This is a genomic window from Sulfitobacter sp. EE-36 (assembly GCF_000152605.1).
GTDB classification, from domain to species: domain Bacteria; phylum Pseudomonadota; class Alphaproteobacteria; order Rhodobacterales; family Rhodobacteraceae; genus Sulfitobacter; species Sulfitobacter pontiacus.
Genome location: NZ_AALV01000004.1, coordinates 183,166 through 204,890, shown reverse-complemented (window position 1 = coordinate 204,890; position 21,725 = coordinate 183,166). Strand labels below are relative to the sequence as shown.

General features: G+C 59.8%; 19 protein-coding genes. 10 read left to right on the top strand and 9 right to left on the bottom strand.

Annotated features, from left to right (window positions below):
- Nucleotides 1–77: 77 nt before the first annotated feature.
- The 6 genes from EE36_RS01010 (at nucleotide 78) to EE36_RS00985 (ending at nucleotide 5,833) form a co-directional block, all read left to right on the top strand.
- Nucleotides 78–893, top strand: a complete 816-nt coding sequence (locus EE36_RS01010) for a GntR family transcriptional regulator (protein ID WP_005848595.1) — start codon at nucleotides 78–80, stop codon at nucleotides 891–893.
- Nucleotides 890–2,287, top strand: a complete 1,398-nt coding sequence (gene leuC, locus EE36_RS01005; protein ID WP_005848593.1) for a 3-isopropylmalate dehydratase large subunit — start codon at nucleotides 890–892, stop codon at nucleotides 2,285–2,287. Before EE36_RS01010 ends, leuC begins: the two co-directional genes overlap by 4 nt.
- On the top strand, nucleotides 2,284–2,874 hold the full coding sequence (gene leuD / locus EE36_RS01000; RefSeq protein ID WP_005848591.1) for a 3-isopropylmalate dehydratase small subunit: 591 nt from the start codon (nucleotides 2,284–2,286) through the stop codon (nucleotides 2,872–2,874). The genes leuC and leuD overlap by 4 nt, the downstream gene beginning before the upstream one ends.
- Nucleotides 2,875–2,952: 78 nt before the next feature.
- Nucleotides 2,953–3,963, top strand: coding sequence for a TRAP transporter substrate-binding protein DctP (gene dctP, locus EE36_RS00995; RefSeq protein ID WP_005848590.1), 1,011 nt, complete (start codon nucleotides 2,953–2,955; stop codon nucleotides 3,961–3,963).
- A gap of 56 nt (nucleotides 3,964–4,019) precedes the next feature.
- Nucleotides 4,020–4,526 (top strand): TRAP transporter small permease, encoded by a 507-nt coding sequence (locus EE36_RS00990; protein WP_005848588.1) that lies wholly within the window; start codon nucleotides 4,020–4,022, stop codon nucleotides 4,524–4,526.
- Nucleotides 4,526–5,833 (top strand): TRAP transporter large permease subunit, encoded by a 1,308-nt coding sequence (locus EE36_RS00985; protein ID WP_005848587.1) that lies wholly within the window; start codon nucleotides 4,526–4,528, stop codon nucleotides 5,831–5,833. The genes EE36_RS00990 and EE36_RS00985 overlap by 1 nt, the downstream gene beginning before the upstream one ends.
- Nucleotides 5,834–5,873: 40 nt before the next feature.
- On the opposite strand, the gene EE36_RS00980 is transcribed toward EE36_RS00985, so the two are convergent.
- Nucleotides 5,874–6,554, bottom strand: a complete 681-nt coding sequence (locus EE36_RS00980; RefSeq protein WP_005848585.1) for a TetR/AcrR family transcriptional regulator — start codon at nucleotides 6,552–6,554, stop codon at nucleotides 5,874–5,876.
- Between the two features lie 375 nt (nucleotides 6,555–6,929).
- Between EE36_RS00980 and EE36_RS00975 the strand changes: the two genes are divergently transcribed.
- Nucleotides 6,930–8,138, top strand: a complete 1,209-nt coding sequence (locus tag EE36_RS00975) for an efflux RND transporter periplasmic adaptor subunit (RefSeq protein WP_005848583.1) — start codon at nucleotides 6,930–6,932, stop codon at nucleotides 8,136–8,138.
- The gene (locus EE36_RS00970) at nucleotides 8,135–11,314 is read left to right on the top strand and encodes an efflux RND transporter permease subunit (RefSeq protein WP_005848581.1); all 3,180 of its coding nucleotides are present in this window, start codon (nucleotides 8,135–8,137) and stop codon (nucleotides 11,312–11,314) included. The genes EE36_RS00975 and EE36_RS00970 overlap by 4 nt, the downstream gene beginning before the upstream one ends.
- A 291-nt stretch (nucleotides 11,315–11,605) precedes the next feature.
- Here the strand turns inward: EE36_RS00970 and EE36_RS00965 are convergent, their stop codons facing one another.
- Nucleotides 11,606–12,061 (bottom strand): A24 family peptidase, encoded by a 456-nt coding sequence (locus EE36_RS00965; RefSeq protein ID WP_005848578.1) that lies wholly within the window; start codon nucleotides 12,059–12,061, stop codon nucleotides 11,606–11,608.
- A 208-nt stretch (nucleotides 12,062–12,269) separates the two neighbouring features.
- Here EE36_RS00965 and EE36_RS00960 point away from each other — a divergent pair, with 208 nt between their 5' ends.
- Nucleotides 12,270–13,895: a DUF4331 domain-containing protein gene (locus EE36_RS00960; RefSeq protein ID WP_005848576.1), complete on the top strand. Its 1,626-nt coding sequence runs from the start codon at nucleotides 12,270–12,272 to the stop codon at nucleotides 13,893–13,895.
- Between the two features lie 304 nt (nucleotides 13,896–14,199).
- Here the strand turns inward: EE36_RS00960 and EE36_RS00950 are convergent, their stop codons facing one another.
- The 3 genes from EE36_RS00950 to EE36_RS00940 are packed head-to-tail and all read right to left on the bottom strand — an operon-like array spanning nucleotide 14,200 to nucleotide 16,747.
- On the bottom strand, nucleotides 14,200–15,084 hold the full coding sequence (locus EE36_RS00950) for a general secretion pathway protein GspK (RefSeq protein WP_005848573.1): 885 nt from the start codon (nucleotides 15,082–15,084) through the stop codon (nucleotides 14,200–14,202).
- Nucleotides 15,081–15,608, bottom strand: a complete 528-nt coding sequence (locus EE36_RS00945) for a type II secretion system protein GspJ (RefSeq protein ID WP_005848571.1) — start codon at nucleotides 15,606–15,608, stop codon at nucleotides 15,081–15,083. Before EE36_RS00945 ends, EE36_RS00950 begins: the two co-directional genes overlap by 4 nt.
- A complete protein-coding gene (locus tag EE36_RS00940; protein ID WP_156785503.1) occupies nucleotides 15,605–16,747 on the bottom strand; it encodes a penicillin-binding protein activator in 1,143 nt (380 codons plus the stop codon). The genes EE36_RS00945 and EE36_RS00940 overlap by 4 nt, the downstream gene beginning before the upstream one ends.
- Between EE36_RS00940 and EE36_RS00935 the strand changes: the two genes are divergently transcribed.
- Complete coding sequence (locus EE36_RS00935; RefSeq protein WP_156785502.1) at nucleotides 16,741–17,400, top strand: hypothetical protein; 660 nt, start codon at nucleotides 16,741–16,743, stop codon at nucleotides 17,398–17,400. The genes EE36_RS00940 and EE36_RS00935 overlap by 7 nt on opposite strands.
- Here EE36_RS00935 and gspF read toward each other — a convergent pair.
- The 4 genes from gspF to EE36_RS17550 are packed head-to-tail and all read right to left on the bottom strand — an operon-like array spanning nucleotide 17,397 to nucleotide 21,641.
- The gene (gene gspF, locus EE36_RS00930) at nucleotides 17,397–18,614 is read right to left on the bottom strand and encodes a type II secretion system inner membrane protein GspF (RefSeq protein ID WP_005848566.1); all 1,218 of its coding nucleotides are present in this window, start codon (nucleotides 18,612–18,614) and stop codon (nucleotides 17,397–17,399) included. The genes EE36_RS00935 and gspF overlap by 4 nt on opposite strands.
- A complete protein-coding gene (locus EE36_RS00925; protein WP_005848564.1) occupies nucleotides 18,614–20,146 on the bottom strand; it encodes a GspE/PulE family protein in 1,533 nt (510 codons plus the stop codon). Before EE36_RS00925 ends, gspF begins: the two co-directional genes overlap by 1 nt.
- Nucleotides 20,143–20,598: a type II secretion system protein GspM gene (gene gspM, locus EE36_RS17555; RefSeq protein WP_005848562.1), complete on the bottom strand. Its 456-nt coding sequence runs from the start codon at nucleotides 20,596–20,598 to the stop codon at nucleotides 20,143–20,145. The genes EE36_RS00925 and gspM overlap by 4 nt, the downstream gene beginning before the upstream one ends.
- A complete protein-coding gene (locus tag EE36_RS17550) occupies nucleotides 20,595–21,641 on the bottom strand; it encodes a hypothetical protein (protein ID WP_005848560.1) in 1,047 nt (348 codons plus the stop codon). Before EE36_RS17550 ends, gspM begins: the two co-directional genes overlap by 4 nt.
- Between the last annotated feature and the right edge of the window lie 84 nt (nucleotides 21,642–21,725).

The following is a 21,725-nucleotide window of genomic DNA, read 5'->3' as shown; positions in this document are numbered from 1 at the left end:
AATTTGATTTTTGTCAGATAGATTTCTTGCTTTTGAAAAAACTCTTTGTAGGGTTGGAAGGGATTGGAAGGATTCAAATGACACTTCAAAGCACATCTTCGAAGGGCAGGGGGCTTCCCGAAGGGGGTAAGGCGCGGCGCGTTTACCTGCATCTGCACGAAGAGATCATGCGCGGCGTCTACGCCGCCGGTGCGGTTTTGCCGGGTGAGCAAAAGCTGGCGGTGACGCTGGATGTATCGCGGGTGACCGTGCGCCGTGCGCTGGACGCGCTGGAAGGGGACGGGCTGATCTCGCGCCGTGCTGGGTCAGGGACGACTGTTTGCGCGCCCAAGGTGCAGCCCGCGCTTGCAGCGGATTTCAATACGTTGATGCCGCAGTTGGTCGAGATGGGGCAGAACACCACCGCGCGGCTTTTGTCCTTTAGCTATGGTGCCGCGCCGGGCAGTGTGGCCACCGCAATGGGGCTGGATGCGCAAGCGCGTGTACAGGTTGCGGTGCGTCTCAGGTTGGTGGAAGGGGAGCCGTTTTCCCACCTGACCACCTGGGTGCCCGAAGATATCGCGCATAACTATACAGAGGCAGAGCTGGCGACGACGCCACTTTTCCGCTTGCTGGAGCGGTCTGGCGTCAAGGTTGCATCAGCCCATCAAACGGTAAGCGCGACCCTCGCGTCGCCCGATGTGGCGGATGCGCTCGGGGTAAGTGTCGGCGCGCCGCTGCTGTCGCTGGACCGTGTGGTGAAGGATGAGGATGGACGCGGGGTTGAATACCTGTCTGCGCTCTATCGCCCCGATATGTTCCGCCTTGAAATGGCGCTGAGCCGTGTCGGCGCAGGCGAGGCGCGCCATTGGGAACCGGTGGTGAAACCAGGCCGGAAGGGGGCCGCAGAATGACCGCGCCGCAGACCCTCTTTGGCAAGCTTTGGGCCGCACATGAGGTGATGCGGCGCGATGACGGCACGTCACTGCTATGGGTCGATCGACATCTGGTGCACGAAGGATCGCACCACGCATTTGTGAAACTGGAGAGCCGCGGCATGAAGGTCGCCGCCCCTGATCTGACCTTCGGAGTCGTCGATCACTATGCCCCCACCCGCGCCGGCGAGATGGCGGCGGATATCCGGCGGATGATCGACACATTGGGGCGCAACGCCAAGGCGCAGGGCATCCGGCTATTCGATCTGCGCGATCCGGGGCAGGGCATTGTGCATGTGATCGGCCCCGAGCAAGGGCTGACCTTGCCGGGGCTGCTGATCAATTGCGGCGACAGCCATACCTCTACTCATGGGGCCTTTGGTGCGCTGGCCTTTGGCGTCGGTGCAACAGAGGTGGCGCATATTCTGGCGACGCAGACAATCTGGCAACAACGCCCCAAAACGATGCGGATCACCGTGGACGGCGCGTTGGGGGCCGGTGTCACGGCCAAAGATCTGGCGCTGCACTGGATCGCAGAGCTGGGGGCCGATGGCGCACGCGGCCACGCGATTGAATATGCCGGCCCCGCTGTCCGCGCGTTAAGCATGGAGGGGCGCCTGACGCTGTGCAATCTCAGCATCGAAGGGGGTGCGCGGTTGGGGCTGGTGGCCCCGGATCAGGTGACATTCGATTATATCAAAGGGCGCAACTTTGCCCCGAAAGGCGCGGATTGGGAGGCGGCCCTACGCGACTGGTCGCAGCTTGCGACTGACACAGACGCCCGTTTCGACCGCGAGGTTGCACTCAACGCCAGCGATATCGCGCCAACCGTGACCTGGGGCACCTCCCCCGAAGAGGCGCTGCCCATCACCGGACATGTCCCTGATCCGGCGCGGCTGTCGGGCAGCAAACAGGCGCAGGCGCGCGCGGCGCTGGAGTATATGGCGCTGGAACCGGGAATGGCGCTGGACCAGATTACAGTGGATCAGGTGTTTATCGGATCGTGCACCAATGGCCGGATCGAAGACCTGCGCCTAGCCGCCAAAGTATTGGCGGGGCGCAAGGCCGTCGTGCCGGGGTTGGTGTCGCCCGGATCGGCGCAGGTCAAGAAGCAGGCCGAAGCCGAAGGTCTGTCCGACGTGTTTGCCCAAGCGGGGCTTGAATGGGCCGCATCGGGCTGTTCGATGTGTGTCGGCATGAATGGTGATCGGGTCGGGGCGGGCAAACGCTGCGCGTCTTCGACCAATCGTAACTTCAAGGGCCGTCAGGGACGCGGGGCGCGGACCCATCTGATGAGCCCCGCGATGGTCGCCGCCGCCGCAGTTACCGGGCACCTCGCCGATGTGCGCCCGCTACTGGAGGGACGCGCATGACCGGCTGGACACAGATCAATGGCACCGCCGTCGCGCTGCCGCAGGAAAACGTCGACACAGATCAGCTTATACCGGCGCGCTTTATGTCGGCGCCGCGGGCTGACGGCTATGGAAAGTTCCTGTTGCATGACTTGCGTCAGGATGCGGCGGATCATGTGCTTGATCGCCATGCGGGGGCAGAGGTGTTGATCACGCGGCGCAACTTCGGCAGCGGCTCAAGCCGCGAGGCGGCGGTCTATGCGCTGGTTGATTTCGGGATCAGAGCTGTCTTTGCCCCGAGCTTTGGCGACATCTTTCAAAGCAATGCCGTCAACAATGGCCTGCTGCCCGCCCGTGTGAGCGATGCAGAGATTGACGCCCTGCTGGACGCGATCGGCACCGATGCTGTCAGCGCGACAGTGGATTTGGAAAAATGTGCAGCGGTGATCGCGGGGCATACCCTGACCTTCGAACTGGATCCCGTCTGGCAAGAGAAGCTGGTGAACGGTTGGGATGATATCGACCTGACCGCCCAGCATAACGACCGCATCAAAGATTTTCGCACGGCACGGTTTGCCGCGCACCCGTGGGCAGTGCCCGCATCCTAAGACGTGCTGATCCCCGCAAGAGGGACAGGACGGCAACATAACGGGGTCCAACAGCCCCACCAACCGGGAGTATATACGATGAAACAGACAATCCTTGGCGGTATCCTCGCCTCGACGGCGCTGACCACGGCGGCTTTTGCACAAGAGACGCTGACCGCAGTGCACGCTTTTCCTGAATCCCTGATCTATACCAAGTCGTTCCTTGAATTCGTCGACAAGGTGAACACCGCCGGTGAAGGCGTTGTGCAGATCGAAGTGCGTGGTGGCCCCGAAGCCATTGGCATGTTCCAGCAGCCCGACGCCGTCCGGTCGGGTGTGGTCGATATGGTCTATACGCCGGGCAGCTTTTACGCAGGGGCTTTGCCTGAAAAAGACGCGCTGGTCACATCCAACCTGACCGCGGTCGAAACCCGCGCTAATGGCGGGTTGGAACTGATCGACCAGATCCACCAAGAGAAGATGGGCGTCAAATACCTCGGGTGGTTCGATTCCGGCGTATGCTACAACCTGTGGACCCGTAACGAGCCCAGCCTTGACGCAGAGGGGAACCTGGATGTGTCGGGCCTCAAGCTGCGCGGCAACGCGGTTTATAACGCCTTCTTCACCGACTATCTGGGCGCGCAGGTGATCGATCTGCCCACAACCGAGGTTTATTCTGCGCTGGAACGGGGCGTGGTCGATGCAACAGGCTGGACACAGATTGGCCTTATTGACCTTAAATGGAACGAGTTCCTGAACTACCGGATCGAACCCTGCTTCTTCTCGACCGATCTTGGCACGATTGTGAACCTCGACAAGTGGAACTCCCTCTCGGACGAGGCACGCAAAATCCTGCAAGACGTGGCGATCGAGCACGAGAAAGCCTCGGCCGAGAAGCTGGGCGCGGTGCGTGATGAGGACTTTGCCAAGCTTGAAGAGGCAGGCATGACCGTTGTGACGCTGGAAGGGGAAGCGGCGAAAAAATATCTGGGAGCGGCGACAGAGAATACGTGGAACCGGATGAAGGGCCTGATGGCCGAAAGTCCCCAAGGCGACGGGAACTACGACAAACTGATAGAGCTGTTCTACGACGCGCAGAAAAATCAGTAAGCCACATCTGGCGCGCTCTGATGGGGCGCGCCTGCTTTCGTTCAAAAGGGGCAGCCATGGCGCGTGTCGGACAAATTTACAGAGGTTTCCTTTACGCGATGGCGGGAATTGCCGGGGCCATGCTGGTGTGGCTGATGATTTCGGTCATTCTGTCAGTGGTGATGCGCAACAGCGGGATGCAGCCCTTTGCGTGGCTCTTTACCTCGTCTGAATATGCGATCCTGTATATGACCATGCTCGGCGCACCTTGGCTGGTACGCGAGAAGGGTCATGTGCATATCGAACTGGTGACCGCGGCGCTGCCCGAAGCGGCACGGCGCTTTGTCAGCCGGCTGGTCGCGGTGCTTTGTGTTGTCGTGTCCTTGATACTGGCGTGGAAAGGGGCAGAGCTGTGCCTGAACAACATCGCGCGCAATGATCTGGATGTGCGGGCGTATTACTTTCCGAAATGGATACTGACGCTGGCCTTTCCGGTCAGCTTTGGCCTGATGGCGATTGAATTTTCCCGATTTGTTTTTGGCGATGACCTGATGCACTCCGGCGAAGCAGGGGTACATGAATAATGGAATGGTTTGAATCGCTGGCCCTTTTGCTGGGCTCTATTCTGGTGCTGATGGCCATCGGGATGCCGGTTGCCTTGGCTTTTCTCGCAGCCAATATCGTTGGGGCGTGGTTCTTTATGGGCGGAGCCAAAGGGGTCACGCTGCTGCTGAACAATGGGTTCGGCGGGCTGACCAACTATGCGCTGGTGCCGATCCCGTTGTTCTTGCTGATGGGCGAAATCTTTTTCTACACCGGTTTGGGCAAGCGCATGTTCAATGCCATCGACCGTTTGCTGGGCAAGCTGCCGGGGCGGCTGTCCTATGTCACGGTTCTGGGCGGCACGGCATTTTCAACGCTGTCTGGGTCGTCCATGGGCTCCACCGCGTTGCTGGGCAGCCTGATGGTGCCCGAGATGACGGAACGCGGGTATAAAAAGCATATGTCCATCGGTCCGATCCTTGGCACGGGTGGTCTGGCGATTATCATCCCGCCCTCGGCGCTGGCCGTGCTGTTGGCAACCTTGGCGCGGATCGATGTGGGCGCATTGTTGATCGCGGGCATCATTCCGGGGCTCATCCTTGCGAGCCTTTATATCGCGACAATCTACATTCAGACCCGGATCGATCCTGACGCCGCCCCCGCCTACGAGGTCGAAGACCTGCGCTTTGGCCAGAAGATGCGACTGTTCTTCGGCGATGTGGTGCCCATGTTGTCAGTCATGGTCGTGATCGTGATTGGCATGGTGGGCGGGCTGATCACCCCGTCCGAGGCCGCGGCATTCGGGGCGCTTGGCGTGTTGATCTTGGCGGTGGCCTTCCGTTGCCTCACATGGGAAGCGATGAAGAAATCGGTGATCGGCGCGATGCGCGTGACCCTAATGGCCTATCTCATCGTCTTTGGGTCGGCCACCTTCAGCCAGTTGCTGGCATTTTCCGGTGCTTCCAGCGGGTTGATCCGGTGGGCAACGTCGTTTGATCTGGCCCCTGTGGCGATGCTGCTGGTGATGTTCGGGGTACTGCTGCTGCTGGGTATGTTCATGGAGCAGATATCTATGATGTTGCTGACCGTACCGATCTTTTTCCCGCTCGCCACAACGCTGGGATTTGATCCGGTGTGGTTCGGTCTGGTGATCCTGCTGGCGCTCGAGATCAGCTTTACCACACCGCCCTTCGGGCTGCTGCTTTTCGTGATGAAGGGCGTCGCCCCCAAGGGCACAACCATGCGCGAAATCTACGGATCTGCCTTCCCCTATATGGGATGTTCGGTGCTGCTGGTGTTCTTGTTGATCCTGTTCCCGCAACTGGCGCTATGGCTGCCTGGGATGTAGTCGGAGCGTCGCGTTGCAAACTCGCGCATATCATCCGCCGCTACTGGACCAAGCCGGCCAGCATTCGGCGGTATTCGGTGCGGTTTGACAGGGAGACGCTACCCACCGGCAGGCCAAGCAATCGGTCGCAGATTTCACCTTCAGATCGAAGACGCCTGTCAAGTGCGTCAACTGCCGCGTCAAGATTGGTCGCGCTCGCCAGGTCAAATACCTCGATGAGAACCTCCCGACGGCCCTGCGAAAGGCTTAGCATCAGCTCGGCGGTCAGCCCTGCGTCAACGGGGTTGAATGTTCCCTCAGCACTACCGGATTCAATGATGGCTTTAAGAACCGGCATCACGACCGCCGCCTCGGCGTCACAGATCCGGCGGTAGGGGATCTCGTTACCGGGCCGTGAGAAGATTTGCACCAAACCGCGCAGTTCGTTGACGTTGTCGGCCGTCCATTGCGCCGCGCCATCCAGCAAACCGTTCAACTGGACCAATGCATCGCCGTTGTTCTGGCTCATCGCGGCTTCAGTGGTCTGCATCGCTTGTTCAGTGATGCGCGCGATAAGCCCGCTCAACAGGTCTTCTTTTGCGGCAAAGTGGTGGTAGAAACCGCCGCGTGAAATGCCTGCCGCTGCCTGCACATCCGCGATTGTCACGGCATCCCAGCCCCGTTCCATAAACAGCGCTTGGGCCGCATCAAGGATAAGGTCTCGCCTTACCGCTGGCGCCATACGCACACGGCTGTCTCTTTTTGTACCGGTCTTTGACAATGCGACGTCTCCATAGCCATACAGATCGTTGGTCGGTAAACACCTAGGCCCGTGTCATTCATCGTTCAAGTCCCATGAGCATCTAAATGCTGAATGAGGTCGTACGTGGTCAGCAAAGCGCGTTTGATCCATCGCGATTGCGCTTCGTTTCAGCGGTAGGATCGCTGGATGCCTCGACGTCGCATTGACGTTTCATGCGCACCGTCTATTTCCCGCTTACAGACTGCTGGTCTGTTGTTAAAAAGCGTCATATGATGCGACCTCTTTGAACGGCGGCCTACATGGTATGCATGTCTGAAAAGGAACCCTGTGTGTGAGAGTGAAGGCCAACTGGAAATGAGCGACAGCGAAAACAAAGAGCAATTGTCTTTCGAGGACGATAAAGGCGCGTCGCGGTCGGCGTGGATTGCTGCAGCTCTGGTTGTCGCCATCGTCGGCTGGATGGGCAGCGGGTATATCCTGCCCTCGGGTGACGAAGACGCAGAGCAAGCTGAAACTGCCCCCGCCAAGCCGGTTGCCGTGGCGGTTGAAAAGTCGACGCCTCAACAGGTCATGACATCCTTTCAGGCGGAAGGGCAGGCGCAACCTGACCGCGATACGTCGATCCGCGCCGAGGCGTCAGGCGACGTTGTGGATGTCTTGGTGATGGAGGGGGAAGAGGTCGAGGGCGGCGCGGTGATTGCTCGGCTCTCTGCGACGGGAGCTCAGGCAGATCTTGCGCGGGCGCGCGAAGAATTCGCCCGTGCGGACCGCGAGTTCAAAAACGCGACTGAGCTATTGAACAGAGGGGTGGCGACTGCCGATCGGGTCAGCCAAGCACGCGCCACGCTTGCCGCCGCCGAAGCGTCCGTGACCGCAGCGCAAGAGGCGATAGAGGCACTTGTTATCACGGCCCCGTTTACCGGACGTGTCGAAGAGCTGTCACTTGATGCGGGTGAGTTTATTCAGGCGGGCGCCGAAGTCGGGCGCATCGTGGATAATCGGCCGCTGACAGTCGCATTGCAGGTGCCACAACAGGCGCTTGGTCAGATCAAAAGCGGCCAGACGGCGACGGTAAATTTCATCACCGGAGAAGAGCGTGAAGGCACGGTGAGCTTTGTCAGCACGGCTGCAAATGCCGAAACCCGCACGTTCCTTACCAAGATCACCGTGCCGAATGAAGACGGTGCCATTCCCGCCGGTATTTCCGCCGAAATTCGGATCCCGACCGGTTCGACGAGCGCGCATTTCGTGCAGCCCTCGACGATATCGCTGAGCCCAGAGGGGCGCTTGGGCGTCAAAACCGTTGATGAGAATGATATGGTTGTGTTCACCCCCATTCGCATCGTGCGGGCAGAGATCGATGGCCTGTATGTCAGCGGCCTGTCGGACGCGGTGCGGATCATCACTGTCGGTCAGGGGTTCGTGAACGAAGGCGAAGAGGTGGCACCGTCGTTGCAGACCAAGGCGGATGACGGTGAGGAGAACAGCCCCCCTCAAGATGGGCAGCCCGCGCTTCCCATTCCCGATAGTGACGCGGCAAGCGACGAAGGGCAGCGGGAATGAATACGATTATTGACGCCGCATTCTCGCGTGGCCGGGTCGTTCTGATGGTGCTTCTGATGCTCTTGGGCGTAGGTGCGGTCGCCTATGTCGCCATCCCCAAAGAAGCCAACCCCGAGGTGCCTTTACCGCTTGTTTACGTCTCCACGGGCCTTGAAGGGATCAGCCCGTCCGACGCCGAACGCCTGCTGATCGAGCCGATGGAATCCGAATTCGCCGCGATTGCCGGGCTTGAGAAGATCCAAAGCAACGCATCCGAAGGCTATGCGAACGTCCAGCTTGAATTCACCCCCGGCGGAGACATCGACGAAGCGCTGCGCAAGGTTCGGGAAGCCGCAGACAGGGTCGAGGGCGATTTGCCCGAAGACGCCTATGACCTCACGGTGACAGAGATCAACACCGCGCTCTTCCCGATTATCACCGCGCTCATTTCGGGGCCGGTGCCAGAGCGAACGCTGAACGCCATCGCCGATGACGCGCAAGAAGCCATCGAAGGGCTTTCCGGCGTTCTGGAGGTCGAGATTGGCGGCGCGCGGGACGAATTCCTTGAGGTACTGATCGACCCGACCGTTTTCCAAACCTACAACCTGAGCTTTGATGAGCTGATCGGCCAGCTACAGCGCAACAATCGTTTGATTGCCGCGGGGGCCATCGAGACGGGGGGCGGGCGCATCGTGCTCAAGGTGCCGGGCCTGATCGAGGACCTGCAAGACGTCATGGAAATTCCGGTAAAGGTGCGCGGAAATACGGTGGTGACATTCGAAGATGTCGCAACCGTCCGCCGCACCTTCCAGGATCCGACGGGCTACGCACGCATCGACGGGCAACCGGCACTTGCGCTTGAGGTGAAAAAGCGGTCCGGCGCGAATATCATCGAAACAGTCGCGGCCACGCGTGCGGCGCTGGAAGAGCTGCGCAAGGATTGGCCCGAAAGCATCGAGGTAACCTACCTGCAAGATCAGTCCGAGCAGGTAGAGACGTTGCTGAGCGACCTGGAGGCAAACGTCATTGCAGCGGTTTTGCTTGTGATGATCGTCATCGTGGCTGCCCTTGGCCTTCGGTCGGCTATCCTTGTCGGTCTTGCCATTCCGGGGGCGTTTCTGGTGGGGGTAACGGCCCTTTGGGCGATGGGGTTCACGATGAATATCGTGGTTCTCTTTTCGCTGATTTTGGTCGTCGGGATGCTGGTCGACGGGGCCATCGTAACGGTCGAGCTGGCGGACCGTCGTCTGCAAGAGGGGGATGATGCGCAAACGGCCTATGCCTATGCCGCCAAGCGCATGGCTTGGCCGATCATCGCCTCAACCGCCACGACATTAAGCGTGTTTTTTCCGCTGCTGTTCTGGACCGGCATGGTTGGCGAGTTCATGAAGTTCCTGCCCATTACCGTGATCCTGACCCTTTTCGCATCCCTTTTCATGGCGCTCATCTTCATCCCGGTACTGGGTGGCCTCATCGGCAAACGCCAGCCGCAAAATGCGGCGGCCAAACGTGCGCTAAGCGAAGCTGAAAAAGGTGACCCACGGCGCATTGGCGGGCTGACCGGGGCTTATGTGCGTCTGTTAGAATGGGCAATCCTCAGGCCCGGTGCGACGGCGTTGCTGGCGCTTGCCATGCTGCTTGGCAGCTTTGGTCTATACGGGCAGTTCGGCACCGGCCTGTCGTTTTTCCCCTCGGTAGAGCCTGAGTTCATGCAGGTGCAGGTGCTTGCCCGTGACAACTTCTCTATCTACGAACGTGACGCGTTGGTGCGCAGGGTCGAGCAGCGATTGATGGGCTATGATGAAGTAGCCACCGTCTATGCCCGATCCACGATGAGCGCAGGGCAGGGCAGCGAAGAAACCATCGGTACGATACAGCTTGAGCTCACCGAATGGGACAGGCGGCGCGCGGCAGAAGCCATCGGCACCGATATCCGGCGGGATGTCGCAGACATTGCCGGCATTGACGTTCAGGTCCAGACCGAAAGCGGCGGTCCCACCGCTGGCAAGCCGATCAACCTTCAGATCGCGGCACGCAATCCGGCCGTGCAGGGTGATGCTGTCGCGCAGGTCTTGTCCATCATGGAGCAGATCGGCGGCTTCACGGATGTGACCGACACGCTGCCGCTTCCGGGGGTAGAGGTGTCCATCCGCGTGAACCGGGCGGAAGCCGCCCGATATGGCGCTGATGTCAGTCTTTTGGGGCAGGCCGTTCAGCTGCTGACCCAAGGCATCGCCGTCGCGGATTACCGGCCCGAGGACGCGGACGGGGAGCTGGATATCCGCGTACGTTTCCCGGCCGAGGAACGGTCATTGTCAGAGCTTGGAAACCTGCGCGTTCCCACCTCTGCCGGATTGGTGCCGATCTCCAACTTTGTCACCTTCGAGCCGGTTGAACGGACGGGCACGATCACACGTGTCGATGAAAAGCGCGTCGTGACGATAGAGGCAAATGTCGCACCCGGTTTGTTGGTCAACGATCAGGTGACGGCTTTGCAACAAGCTCTGGACGCCGCGGATTTGCCCGACGGGGTCAGCTATAGCTTCGCCGGCGAGGCGCAGGACCAGACCGAAGCGATGGTGTTCCTTGTTGGTGCCTTTGTGTCCGCGATTGCCTTGATGCTGGTGATCCTCGTTCTTCAGTTCAACAGCTTCTACCAAGCCTTCGTCGTGATGAGCGCGATCATCTTCTCGGTCGCGGGTGTTTTGCTTGGCTTGATCGTCACGGGGCGCCCCTTTGGCGTTGTGATGGGGGGCATCGGGATTATCGCGTTGGCGGGCATCGTGGTGAACAACAACATTGTTCTGATTGATACCTACAATGATCTACGATCCTCTGGCATGCACCCGCGCGAGGCTGCCTTGCGCACAGGCGCACAACGTTTGCGGCCTGTTCTTCTGACATCGATTACCACGGCGCTTGGCCTGATGCCGATGGTGCTGGGGGCCAACCTGAATTTTTTCACGCGCGAAATCGTCTTTGGCGCGCCATCGACCCAGTATTGGACCGAACTGTCGAGCGCGATTGTAGGGGGGCTGGTCGTCGCGACCCTTCTGACCCTCATCCTGACACCCGCCATGCTGATGTTTGGACAAAAGCGAAACCTGCAAGGGGACGAGGCGACGCCAGCGGAACGGCCGAGGAGAGCATGGTTGTCGAGCTTATTCAGACGTAAACGTGCAGACCCTCAACGCTGACCGGGCGTGTGGTTGACGTCCTTCGATTGGAAAGTCCGCGCGTTCACCAACCATACGAGAGCATCATCCCAGAATAGTCAGGCCGAGCCGCGCTTTAGCACAGATCTTCTGATCTATGTCGGTGAGCGAGGTCAGGAATTATAAAGACCGCTACGTTCGATTTCGATGGCACCCGCATTCGCTTGACGTCAGCACCGCGTATGACCGACTGGCCCGTGAGGGTAATATGATCAGCGCCATCATCCGCGAGATGGCGGCGTAAAATGCCGTACACAGGGGTAATACGCGTTTCTATACCTCTGAAAAAAGCCCTTTTCCGAACCAAATAAGAAGAAGGGCCCCGGCAATCCATGGACCAAACGCGAGGCGCTCTTGGCGCCCGTGGCCTGAGAGCACTGCGTATCCAAGAGCACCCAGAGCCGACAGGAGCACGACCCAAGGCAAGGCGAAAACCCCAACCCATGCACCCGCTGCCGACAGTAGCTTTGCATCACCCAAGCCCAACCCTTCCTGCCCACGGCTGCGGAAATAGACCGCTCCGATCAGCCAGAATACCACATAGCCAATGATAGCGCCCCAGATCGCCTCCGTCGGGAGGGCACGCTGCGCGAGGGCATTCGTTACCAGTCCGACGCAGATCAGCGGAAGCGTATAGCGATCCGGCAGGCGGTGTTGGCGCAGATCAATACGAACAAGCTGACCCAAAATCGGAATCAGAATGAGGGATGACAGGATGAACACAGGCATTCGCGCATAAGACACGGCAGGCAGCGAAAACGCCAGTGTGCCTAGGTTCCATCTAAATGAGATATTCTATCATAAACTGTGAAACTTTCTCGGCGGCAGCACGTGGCTCATTCAATGCGGGTAGTGAATAGAATTTTTTCAGCACTCGCAGGGCGATCCGATGACCATTGGTCTCGGCACATAAAATAAGCCAACTTGGGAGTGAAACATGAAATTTACCATTCGTACCTTGTTGCAGGGAAGCTGCGCTACAGCGCTTTGCCTGACAGCAAGCATTGCAACTGCATCATCGCACCGTGAGGCGCCGGGCATTACCGAGCAGCCAAAGATCGACGCGACAGATTTCTACATGTTCAAAAGCTACGAGGCAAACCGCGGCGACTACGTGACCCTCATTGCAAATTACCAGCCTTTGCAGGCCCCCTATGGTGGACCCAACTATTTCACCATGGACCCTGATGCGATCTACGAGATCCATGTCAGCAATGACGCCGATGCCGAAGAAGAGATCACCTTTCAGTTCCAATTCGACAATAATCTGAAAGACGGCACTGGTATCCAGCTGGACATCGGCGGCGAGAAAGTGGGCATTCCGCTGCGCGCCGCAGGCCAGATCACAGCCAGCAGCCCGACTGCCGCTCTGGGTGAAACCGAAAGCTATAGCGTGACCATGATCACGGGGGACCGTCGCAGCGGCAAAAGAACGTCTCTTTCGCATGGCGGCGGCACGACCTTTACCAAGCCGCTCGACAACGTTGGCAACAAGACCTTGCCTGACTATGCCGAATACGCGAACGCCTATATCTATGACGATGTAAAAATTCCGGGCTGCGGAACGGGCCGGGTTTTTGCTGGCCAGCGCGCAGAGGCCTTCGCGGTGAACCTTGGCGAAATCTTTGATCTGGTGAACCTCGTTCCAGTGCAGGGACCAGATAACCCGATGTGGTCCCAGTATAACGATCCCAATTTCAACGCGAACGGGATCGTGCAGGACCGCGCCAATGACGACCTGATTGGTAAAGCCAATGTCACAACGCTGGCTTTGGAAATTCCAATCTCCTGTCTGACCCAAGGGGATGAGCCGGTCATCGGGGCATGGACGACTGCCAGCCTGCCACAAGGCGAGTTGGAAGATCCGTCGCCCACCTACGAGAAGACCTCGATTTATGGTGGCGCTTGGGTACAGCAGTCGCGCTTGTCCAACCCGCTGGTCAACGAGGTGGTCATCGGCCTTTCCGACAAGGATCTGTTTAACGCAGCAGAGCCTACAATTGACGAGGCACTGGCTGTCTATGTGACCAATCCGACCCTGCCGGCGCTACTGGATATCCTGTTCCGCGATGCGTTGGGTGCATCGGACAATATCGCTCCGTCGAACTTCCCCCGGAACGACCTTGTTACCGCGTTCCTCAGCGGTTTTCAGGGCGTAAACCAGCCTGCTGGCTTCGATACGAAGACAGACCTGTCTGAAATGCTGCGTTTGAATACAGCGTTCCCGGCGACACCCGCGTCCGAGCAGCATACCTTTGGCCTTTTGGCTGAAGACCTTGCGGGCTTTCCCAACGGTCGCCGTCCGGCGGATGACACTGTCGATCTTGCGCTGCGCGTGATGATGGGCCGGTTGTGCCATGATGTGCCTCTCGGGCAAGAGCTTAGCGGAGACCCAAGTGCCGAAGACAATGTAAATCTGGGTCTTTGTGGCAAAGGCGATCCCAACGATACCGCGCCTGCGGGCCTAGTGCCGTTGACCGATGGGGCACCTTTGCGCGCCACCGAGTTGCAAACCGTGTTCCCCTACTTGAACACACCAATTGCTGGCTCGCCGAACAACTAAACCCATAGAATAGGAGAATTCCGATGTTGAAGAGTATCTCAGTTCTTGTGGTTGTGGCCGGCGTTCTAGTCGCTTGTGGTAGCAGCGGCGGACTAAACGGCATTTCCAAATTGGGGGCCGATTTTGTGCGCGCCTTCAACCAGGATCGCAATGCCCAGCCGATCTCCCTCGCGGGGGTCACAGTGCCACGGTTCCCGACGAGCGAACCTTTCAACCCCTAGGTTGATTGGCTCCTTTTCGGGGGTGTGAGAATAAGAAAGAGGCGCGGCCGCTCCATAGAGTGGCCGCGTTTCGTATTTTACCCTTAGGGATGGAAGGGCTTTGGGGTAGGCAAGCTCCCCTTCGATCCCAGATGCTTTGAAAAGCTGCGCTCGATCGCATAGGTGTCTTTTCGCCCCAGCCTGTCTTCGCGCAGCAGCCGGGACGTCAGGATAACCGTCGTGCCATCCACTTCTGCGCGGCTTTCCACGTCATAGACGTCTGACGTGAAACCAATGCCGTTCAGCGCGACAATGCCAGCATCGGTCACATCCCCGCGCGTGAGGAAACCGTTTTGTTCGCGCCGCTTGACCAGTTGTCTTGCGGCGGTTGGCGATCCCAGCACTGCCGCGATGACCGCTTCACTTGCGGTGTTGATGTTCACATCTCCGGGTTGCGGTAGCAGGCTGACGTGGGGGGCCAGTATCGCACGCGTCTGCGCGTCCAAAAGCTCGACCTCGGACAACGCGCGTATGGGGCCGCGGCGGGAAATTCGGTCGTTGATGTCCAAGGCCACGCTGTCGGGCAGGTCCAGAGATTTGACCAGCCGCGCAAGGATTTGCTGTTGCGAGAGGCGCCCCGCTGCAAGCCCGTTCAAATCAAACCGCGCTTGGGCATCTGATACGTTGATCGCAAAGCTACCCGTCTCTAGTTGCACTTCTTCTTGTGCTGCCAACGCCCATGGTTCGGCCATATGATCCGTCTCGGGTGCGACGTCCATATCCCGGCGCAACGCCACGATAATCGAGGTCTCCGCGCCCAAGGCCAGCGCCTCGGCCTGGGTCGCTGCGGCTGCTCGCTGGGTGCGTTCCATCAGGGCTTCTTGCGAGGTGAACATCAAGACAACGATCGCAGACCCCAACGCGAGCGCCACCAACACGTTGATCAACACGACGCCGGCGTCCGGATATCGTATACCGGCGCGGCTCATCGGGGCGCAGGGCGGGTCAAAGACGAAAGCCGCCTCAGACTGCCAATTCCATCAATGTCCACGCGCATATCCACGGCCAGCGCTTCGCTCTCGCTGTCGGGGAGGGGCCACGTTGAATGCCAGATACGATCCCTATCAAGCACGCGAAACGTCAGCGCGCTGACATCCAGTATCAAGGATTGCCGCAACAGATCATCCGCATTTTGGGGGCCTATCTCGCGGCTAAGCGTATTTGCATCGTGCAGATATTGGCGTCTGGTCTGGCCATCATGTCCGAGAGTGGACAGGACCCCATCCCGAAGCGTCACCGTACTGGGGTCCGCCTGCACAATATCGCGCCCGAAGACCAGCAACGCCCGATCCAATTGTGCCAGATGCTCGAGCCGGTCATCGGTGCGTTCGCGGACACGCAAGATCGTGTCCAGTGTGGTAAACGAGGCAATACCCACCAAAGCGAACAGACTAAGCGCGACCAGCATCTCGATCAGGGTCACGCCAGCCTCTTGGTCGCGGTTAAGGGTCATGCGCCGGTAGAGCCAATCAGGTTATTCGCGCCGGTTGTCACGCTTAGGATAGCCAGCCCGCGTGCGCATTGGCCGTCCTTTTGGAAACGGTAGGGGCCGACGACACCGTCGAAACCGGCGTCGCGCAGCAACCCTTTGCGGTTCTGCTGGCCAATGCGACCAAGAATTCGCGCCATTTCGACGGCATCAAAGGCTAACCCACCAAGCACACCCGCCTCGGTTTCACTGAACGCGGTAAAGGCCGTAGCAAAGGCTTCGAAACGAACAGGGTCGGGTGCGGCAAACCAACCGTCCTGCAATGCGTCGATCCGGTAAGGCGTGATCGATGCCCATTGTTCCGAGCCAAGCAGCTGCACCCCCGCGCTCTTGATCGCCGCGGCCTGTTCTTCAAAGGGGCCACCCACAACGGGCAGATAAACCGCATCTGGCAGCGCACCGCCGTTCGCGGCCCGGATCTTGTCGATCAGGCCAGCGGCGGATGCGGCAACAATCGCTGGCGGAGCGGTACCCCCTGTCGCCCCGACGACGGATTGCGCCGCCTGCGCGGACAAGGCACCAAATGGCCCCGGAGGAACAACAGTAACAACGTTGCGCTTGCCGCGGGTTGCCGCGAAGCCGAGGATCGATTTCGCTGATTGCTGCGGTGTGATGCCGAATACAAACAGGTTATCTCCGGCGATAGAGCTGTCGTTCGACAGTGAAACAACGGGCGTACCGCGCCCGACAGCTTCGGCGACCGCGCGGCTCTGGCCGGAGAAAAGCGGACCAAGTAACATCTTCGCCCCGCCGTCCATCGCTTTTTGCGCGGCAGCAACGGCTGTTTCGGGGCTATCGCCAGCATCGACCACCTCGACCTCGGCCCCTGGGCCGGTCGCGTTGCCGCCAAGGCTTGCGGCTGCCAGCATGATCTGTCCTAATGACGCACGCGGGCCGGTAAGCGGGGCCAGCAAAACGGCCTGTCCCACCGCATTTTCAGGCGGCAGTTCAGTGTCACCTGTCAAAGACAACCCGCCGCAGCCCGATAAACCAATGAGCGCCGATGACCCACCAAGACCCAACAATACCCGCCGCCGCGACAGAGGGGAAAAGGCACCGGAAGTCACGGTTTCGATGGATTGTATCGGCTGTGCTTTTGGCATCTTTTGCATTCCTCGTTTACGTGACGACATTGTTTGTCACCCTCCCGGCATCGGCCTTGCGCCGTATTGCCGTCATCCCTGCTCCGATTACTGACCTGTATGGCGGCCTGTGGGAAGGGCGTGCTGTGTTGGACGGTGGATATTCGCTGGATTGGGACCTGCGCGGCTGGCCTTTGTTCGCTGCTCGCGGGGTCGCGGACTGGACTTTGCAAGGCCCCGATACGCAGCTGACAGGCGTCGCGACCTTTACCCCAGCATCCATGAGCGCGACGGACATTGTGGGGCGTATCGGGCCCGGTTTGGTCGACCTGATCCCCGGGGCCGCATTGAAAAACTGCACGTCGCAGGCCGTCGTTGATGTGCAACGGCTGAGCTGGCGCAAGGGTGCCGCTGCTGCGGCGGGCGCGGTTCTGATCAGCGAAGGGCGGTGCAAAGATCTATTGGGGCGCGACACAACAGTGCCACAGATGACGTTGGACCTGACGACCCAAGGCCGCGACGCCATAGCAATATTGACGGACCGTGACAGCACGCTGGCCAAGGTCACGGTGACAGGGGAACGGCGGCTAGTCGCGCGTATTGAGCCCGAAGGCGCCGTGCTGGTGCCGGGCATGCCGACGAGCGGGCCGATGATCATAGAAATGCCATTCTAATTCACCAGATTGTTGAGGTTAACGATCGGCAGCAGGATCGAGAGCACCAAAAGCATCACGATCCCACCCATGATCAGCAGTACGGCAGGTTCGACCAGTGCCACCAATGCGGCTACCAATGCATTCAGATCGCGCTCCTGATCGTCGGCTGCGCGGGTCAGCGTTGTCCCCAGCACGCCCCCCGCTTCGCCACTTGCGATCATCGCGATCAGCATCGGGGGGAAGACTTTGGCATCGTCCAGCGCCCGTGAAAGCGCGGTCCCTTCGCGTACGCGTGCCGTGGCTTGGGCGACTTTTTCGCGAACATGCAAATTTGGCACGGTCTGCGTAGCAGCGGTCAAGGCATCTACAAGCGGCACGCGGCTGACGGTCAAGGTTGCCAAGGTACCCGCAAACTGCACCGAGTTTGTCTTGAGAGAGAACCCCCGCGTCAGCACCGAACGCGATAGAAATCGATGCCAACGCAGCCGCATCGCCGGTTGCCGCAGCAGGCTGGCCCCGCCAAGGATAACGGCAGCAAGCACGCCGAGCATTGCAATACCCCACGCATTGATAAAATCACTTACCGTAATCAACGATCGGGTCAGGAACGGCAGCTCCGCCCCGCGAGAGGTGAAAACGCGCACGATGTCAGGCACCACAAAGGTCAACAGTGCTACGATTACCGCAAGCGAAACGACGGCAAGGATCGCGGGATACAGCAACGCAAGCTGCACCGTCTGCCGGTTCTTGGCGCGGGTTTCCACGAAGCCGGACAGATGTTCCATCACTTGGCCAAGCTGCCCCGAGGTTTCCCCCGCGGCGACCGACGCACGGTAAAAGTCTCCGAACACATGAGGATACTCGCCAAGCGCCTGCGCAAAGCTGCGCCCGTCGAGCACTGAGGCGCGCAGGTTCAACAACAGTGATGTAACAGCAGGCTTGTTCTGCTGGTCTGCCACTGTCTTGAGCGCTTGCTCCACACCGATCCCCGAACCGATCAGCGTGGCAAGCTGTCGGGTCAGTAGGGTCAGCGCGCGGCGCGAAATCTTGGCCCTGCCAAAGCCCGCCCCCTTTGTCGCTTTCCCCTTTTTTGCGACGGTTGGTTCAACCGACAGCGGCGCGAGGTTGCGCTGGCGCAGACTGCTGCGCGCGGCGGCGGCACTTGCGGCCTCTATGATCCCCTTGGTCGACTTGCCCGCGGGCGTCATCGCTTCATAGGCATAGGCTGGCATTATTCATCCTCTTGTGATGCGGCAAGCGATATGCTGGGTTGCGGCGGGGCACCGTCGTGGATGGCGCGCGCGACTTCCTGTGCAGTGGTGAGGCCCAAACGCATCTTGGCGATGCCGTCGTCCAGAATGCTCGGGCCGCGATCCCGCGCCGCAGCGATCAGCTCGGCTTCGGATCGCCCTTCGTGCATCTTGCGTTCAAGCGCGCCGTCGACCTCGATAATTTCATACAGCGGCAGACGTCCGCGATAGCCGCTGGCTTGACAGGTATCGCAGCCAAGCCCCTTCTTCACGATCTCTCCGGGCTTAATCTTTTGCCCCAAGAGATCGCTTTCCGCCTGCGTGACCTCGTGGTCGCCCAGACAGTCGGTGCAATTGCGCCGCACCAGCCGCTGTGCGATCAGCCCGCGCAGCATAGGAGCCAGCAAAAATCGTTCGACACCCATTTCGACCAGTCGAGACACGGCACCGATGGCCGTGTTGGTGTGCAAGGTCGAGATGACCAGATGCCCGGTCATGGCGGATTCCACGGCGATCTGTGCCGTCTCGCGGTCCCGGATCTCGCCGACCATAATCACATCCGGATCTTGCCGTAGAATGGCGCGCAACCCTCTGGCAAAGCTGAGATCGGTCTTTGCGTTGACCTGCATCTGGCCAACACCGTCCATCGTATATTCGATCGGGTCCTCGACGGTCATGATGTTGCGTTGCCGGTCGTTCAGCATATCCAGACCAGCATAAAGCGTCGTGGTCTTGCCCGAACCGGTCGGTCCAGTCACCAGCACCATCCCATCGGGCAAGGACAGGATCCGTTTCAGCACCGTATTATCGCGATCCGACAGGCCAAGATGGTCGATCCCGCGCAATGTCTGCCCCCGGTCCAAAAGTCGCAGCACCACACGCTCGCCAAATTGAGAGGGGATCGTCGAGATGCGCACGTCAAGGTCATAGCCTCCTACCCGCAACGAAACGCGGCCGTCCTGCGGAAGGCGTTTTTCAGCGATGTCGAGTTTGCCCATCACCTTGATCCGGCTGACAAGCAGCGGCGCGAGTGCGCGTTTCGGGCTGATCACCTCGCGTAGAATGCCGTCGACCCGAAAGCGCACCAAAAGTCGCCGCTCCTCCGTCTCGATATGCACGTCAGACGCGCCTTCCTTGACCGCCTCGAGCAGCAGGGCATTAATCAGCCGCACCACGGGCGCATCGTCATTTTGGGCCAGCAGATCGTCGATCGAAGCGGCGGTGTCCGCCAATGAGGCCAGATCATCGTCTGCATCCGCAGCCACCTGTGCGGCCTCGGACGCGGAATCGCGGTAGATCGTGCCAAGAGCCGCTTCAAACTCGGCAGCCGATATTTCCTCGAATGTCACAGCGGTGCCAGACACGCGCTGTGCTTCGATCAGGGCTTCGAAAGAGGCATCATGGCGATATTGACAGCGTGGCTCCGCACGGTCTTCAGAGGCAGGTAATAGAATGACCCCTTGGCTTTGCGCGAAACCATAGGAAAGGCGGGTCTGGGTGCTGGCATGGGTCATTGCAACGATCCTAAAAGCAAACGCGCCGAAACACGGCCCGGTGCCGGGCGCCGATCCACCTCGAGCGCCTCTACCCTCACATCGTGCTGCTCTTCCAGATCAGAGAGCCACAGCAATATGGTCGCAAAGGGTGTATCGTCCAAAGTGACCCGGATGCTGTCGTTTTCAGGCTCAATGCGCCGCAGGGTCAGGTTTGCCGCGGATGCCGAGGTGGTGATCCGCGTGGCAAGAGGCGTCTCGTTGAGCGGTTGCAATGACACGATCGTGTCGACGGACGCCAGCGCAGCTGTGTCCTGAACAAGGCGAAATGCTTGAATGTCTGCGCGCGCTTCGGCCTGCGCCCGATGCAGCGGAGCCCATAAGAATTGATAACCCACAACCACGATGGCGAGCGGTAGCACAATGCCCACCAGACGCCTTTCACGCGGGTTGAGCGCGGCAAAAGCTTTCATCCCCCATCCCCCCGCGCGATCCGCATTTCGACCTCTGCACCGCCATCGCCCGCTGTGGCGGCACCGCTGCGCACGGCAAAGCCCGATGCCTCTAGCGTCTGCTCGATGCCTTGCAGGTCGTCCAGACCAGGGCTCTGCATGAGCACCACCAATGTATTCTCTGACGCGCCCCATGCCATGCGCCTGAAACCAACCGGCGCGTCCGTCAGCACGCGCGAGATATCGCTGAGCAGGGGCAAAAAGCTGCTTTCCTTTACAACCGCCTGCGCAGGTGTCAGGCGTGCGAGAACGGGGCCAACCTCTCGGGTTAGGGCCATTCCGGGCAGGATGTCCGAAATGGCCAGCTCTGCAGCGCGGCGCTCTGTCTGTGCGATCTGAGAGAGGGCGCGCAGGTTCAAAGCCGCGATGGTCATATGCAGCGCTAAAGCAGACCCAACAGCGACGGCAGCCCACTTCCACGCAGCCAACCCCCGTGCTGCAGCCTTGCGCGGCTGAGCAAAGCTGAAGGCCACGTCTATCGGGTCCGGTGGGGGTGGTGTGGCTGACAGATTTTCGGCTGGAAGATCCGCTCCCAACGGTTCGCCAAGCGCGCGCAGCGACGGCCGGCCAGCGCGCTGCCATAAAAGCGGCAGCATATTCACATTGGCGGCAAAACCCGTCCCGTCGGAACAGCGCACAACCGCACGATTGCCTTCTTTCCAGACAGCCCACGCGGAACCATTGTCGGACGGTGGACGGGGGATTAACAGATATTCGGGGAGGTGCGGCGCATCTTCCTGTGTCACCTGCGTCATCACGTCATTGGACAGGACAAACGCCAGGTGATCCCCGGGCGACGCATCGGCGAGCGGGCCTTGGATGATCTGGACGGACTGCAGCGGTGCGGCAATCCGCTCTTCGACAGCAAAGGTGATCAACGCCTGCCGTTGCCGCGCATTGGATCTGGGTACATGAACGATAAAACTGCTGACGTGTTCTGCACTGACCGGACGGGCGGCCAGCCCATCAACCTGCGGGCAATAAAGTTCGGCCCGTGCAACCATGGCCGAATTTCTCGTGGTCAAAGGCACTTTTAAAGCGTCAGACGCGGGCAGCCGTACAGGGCGCTCCGAGGCGTTTAAATCTGG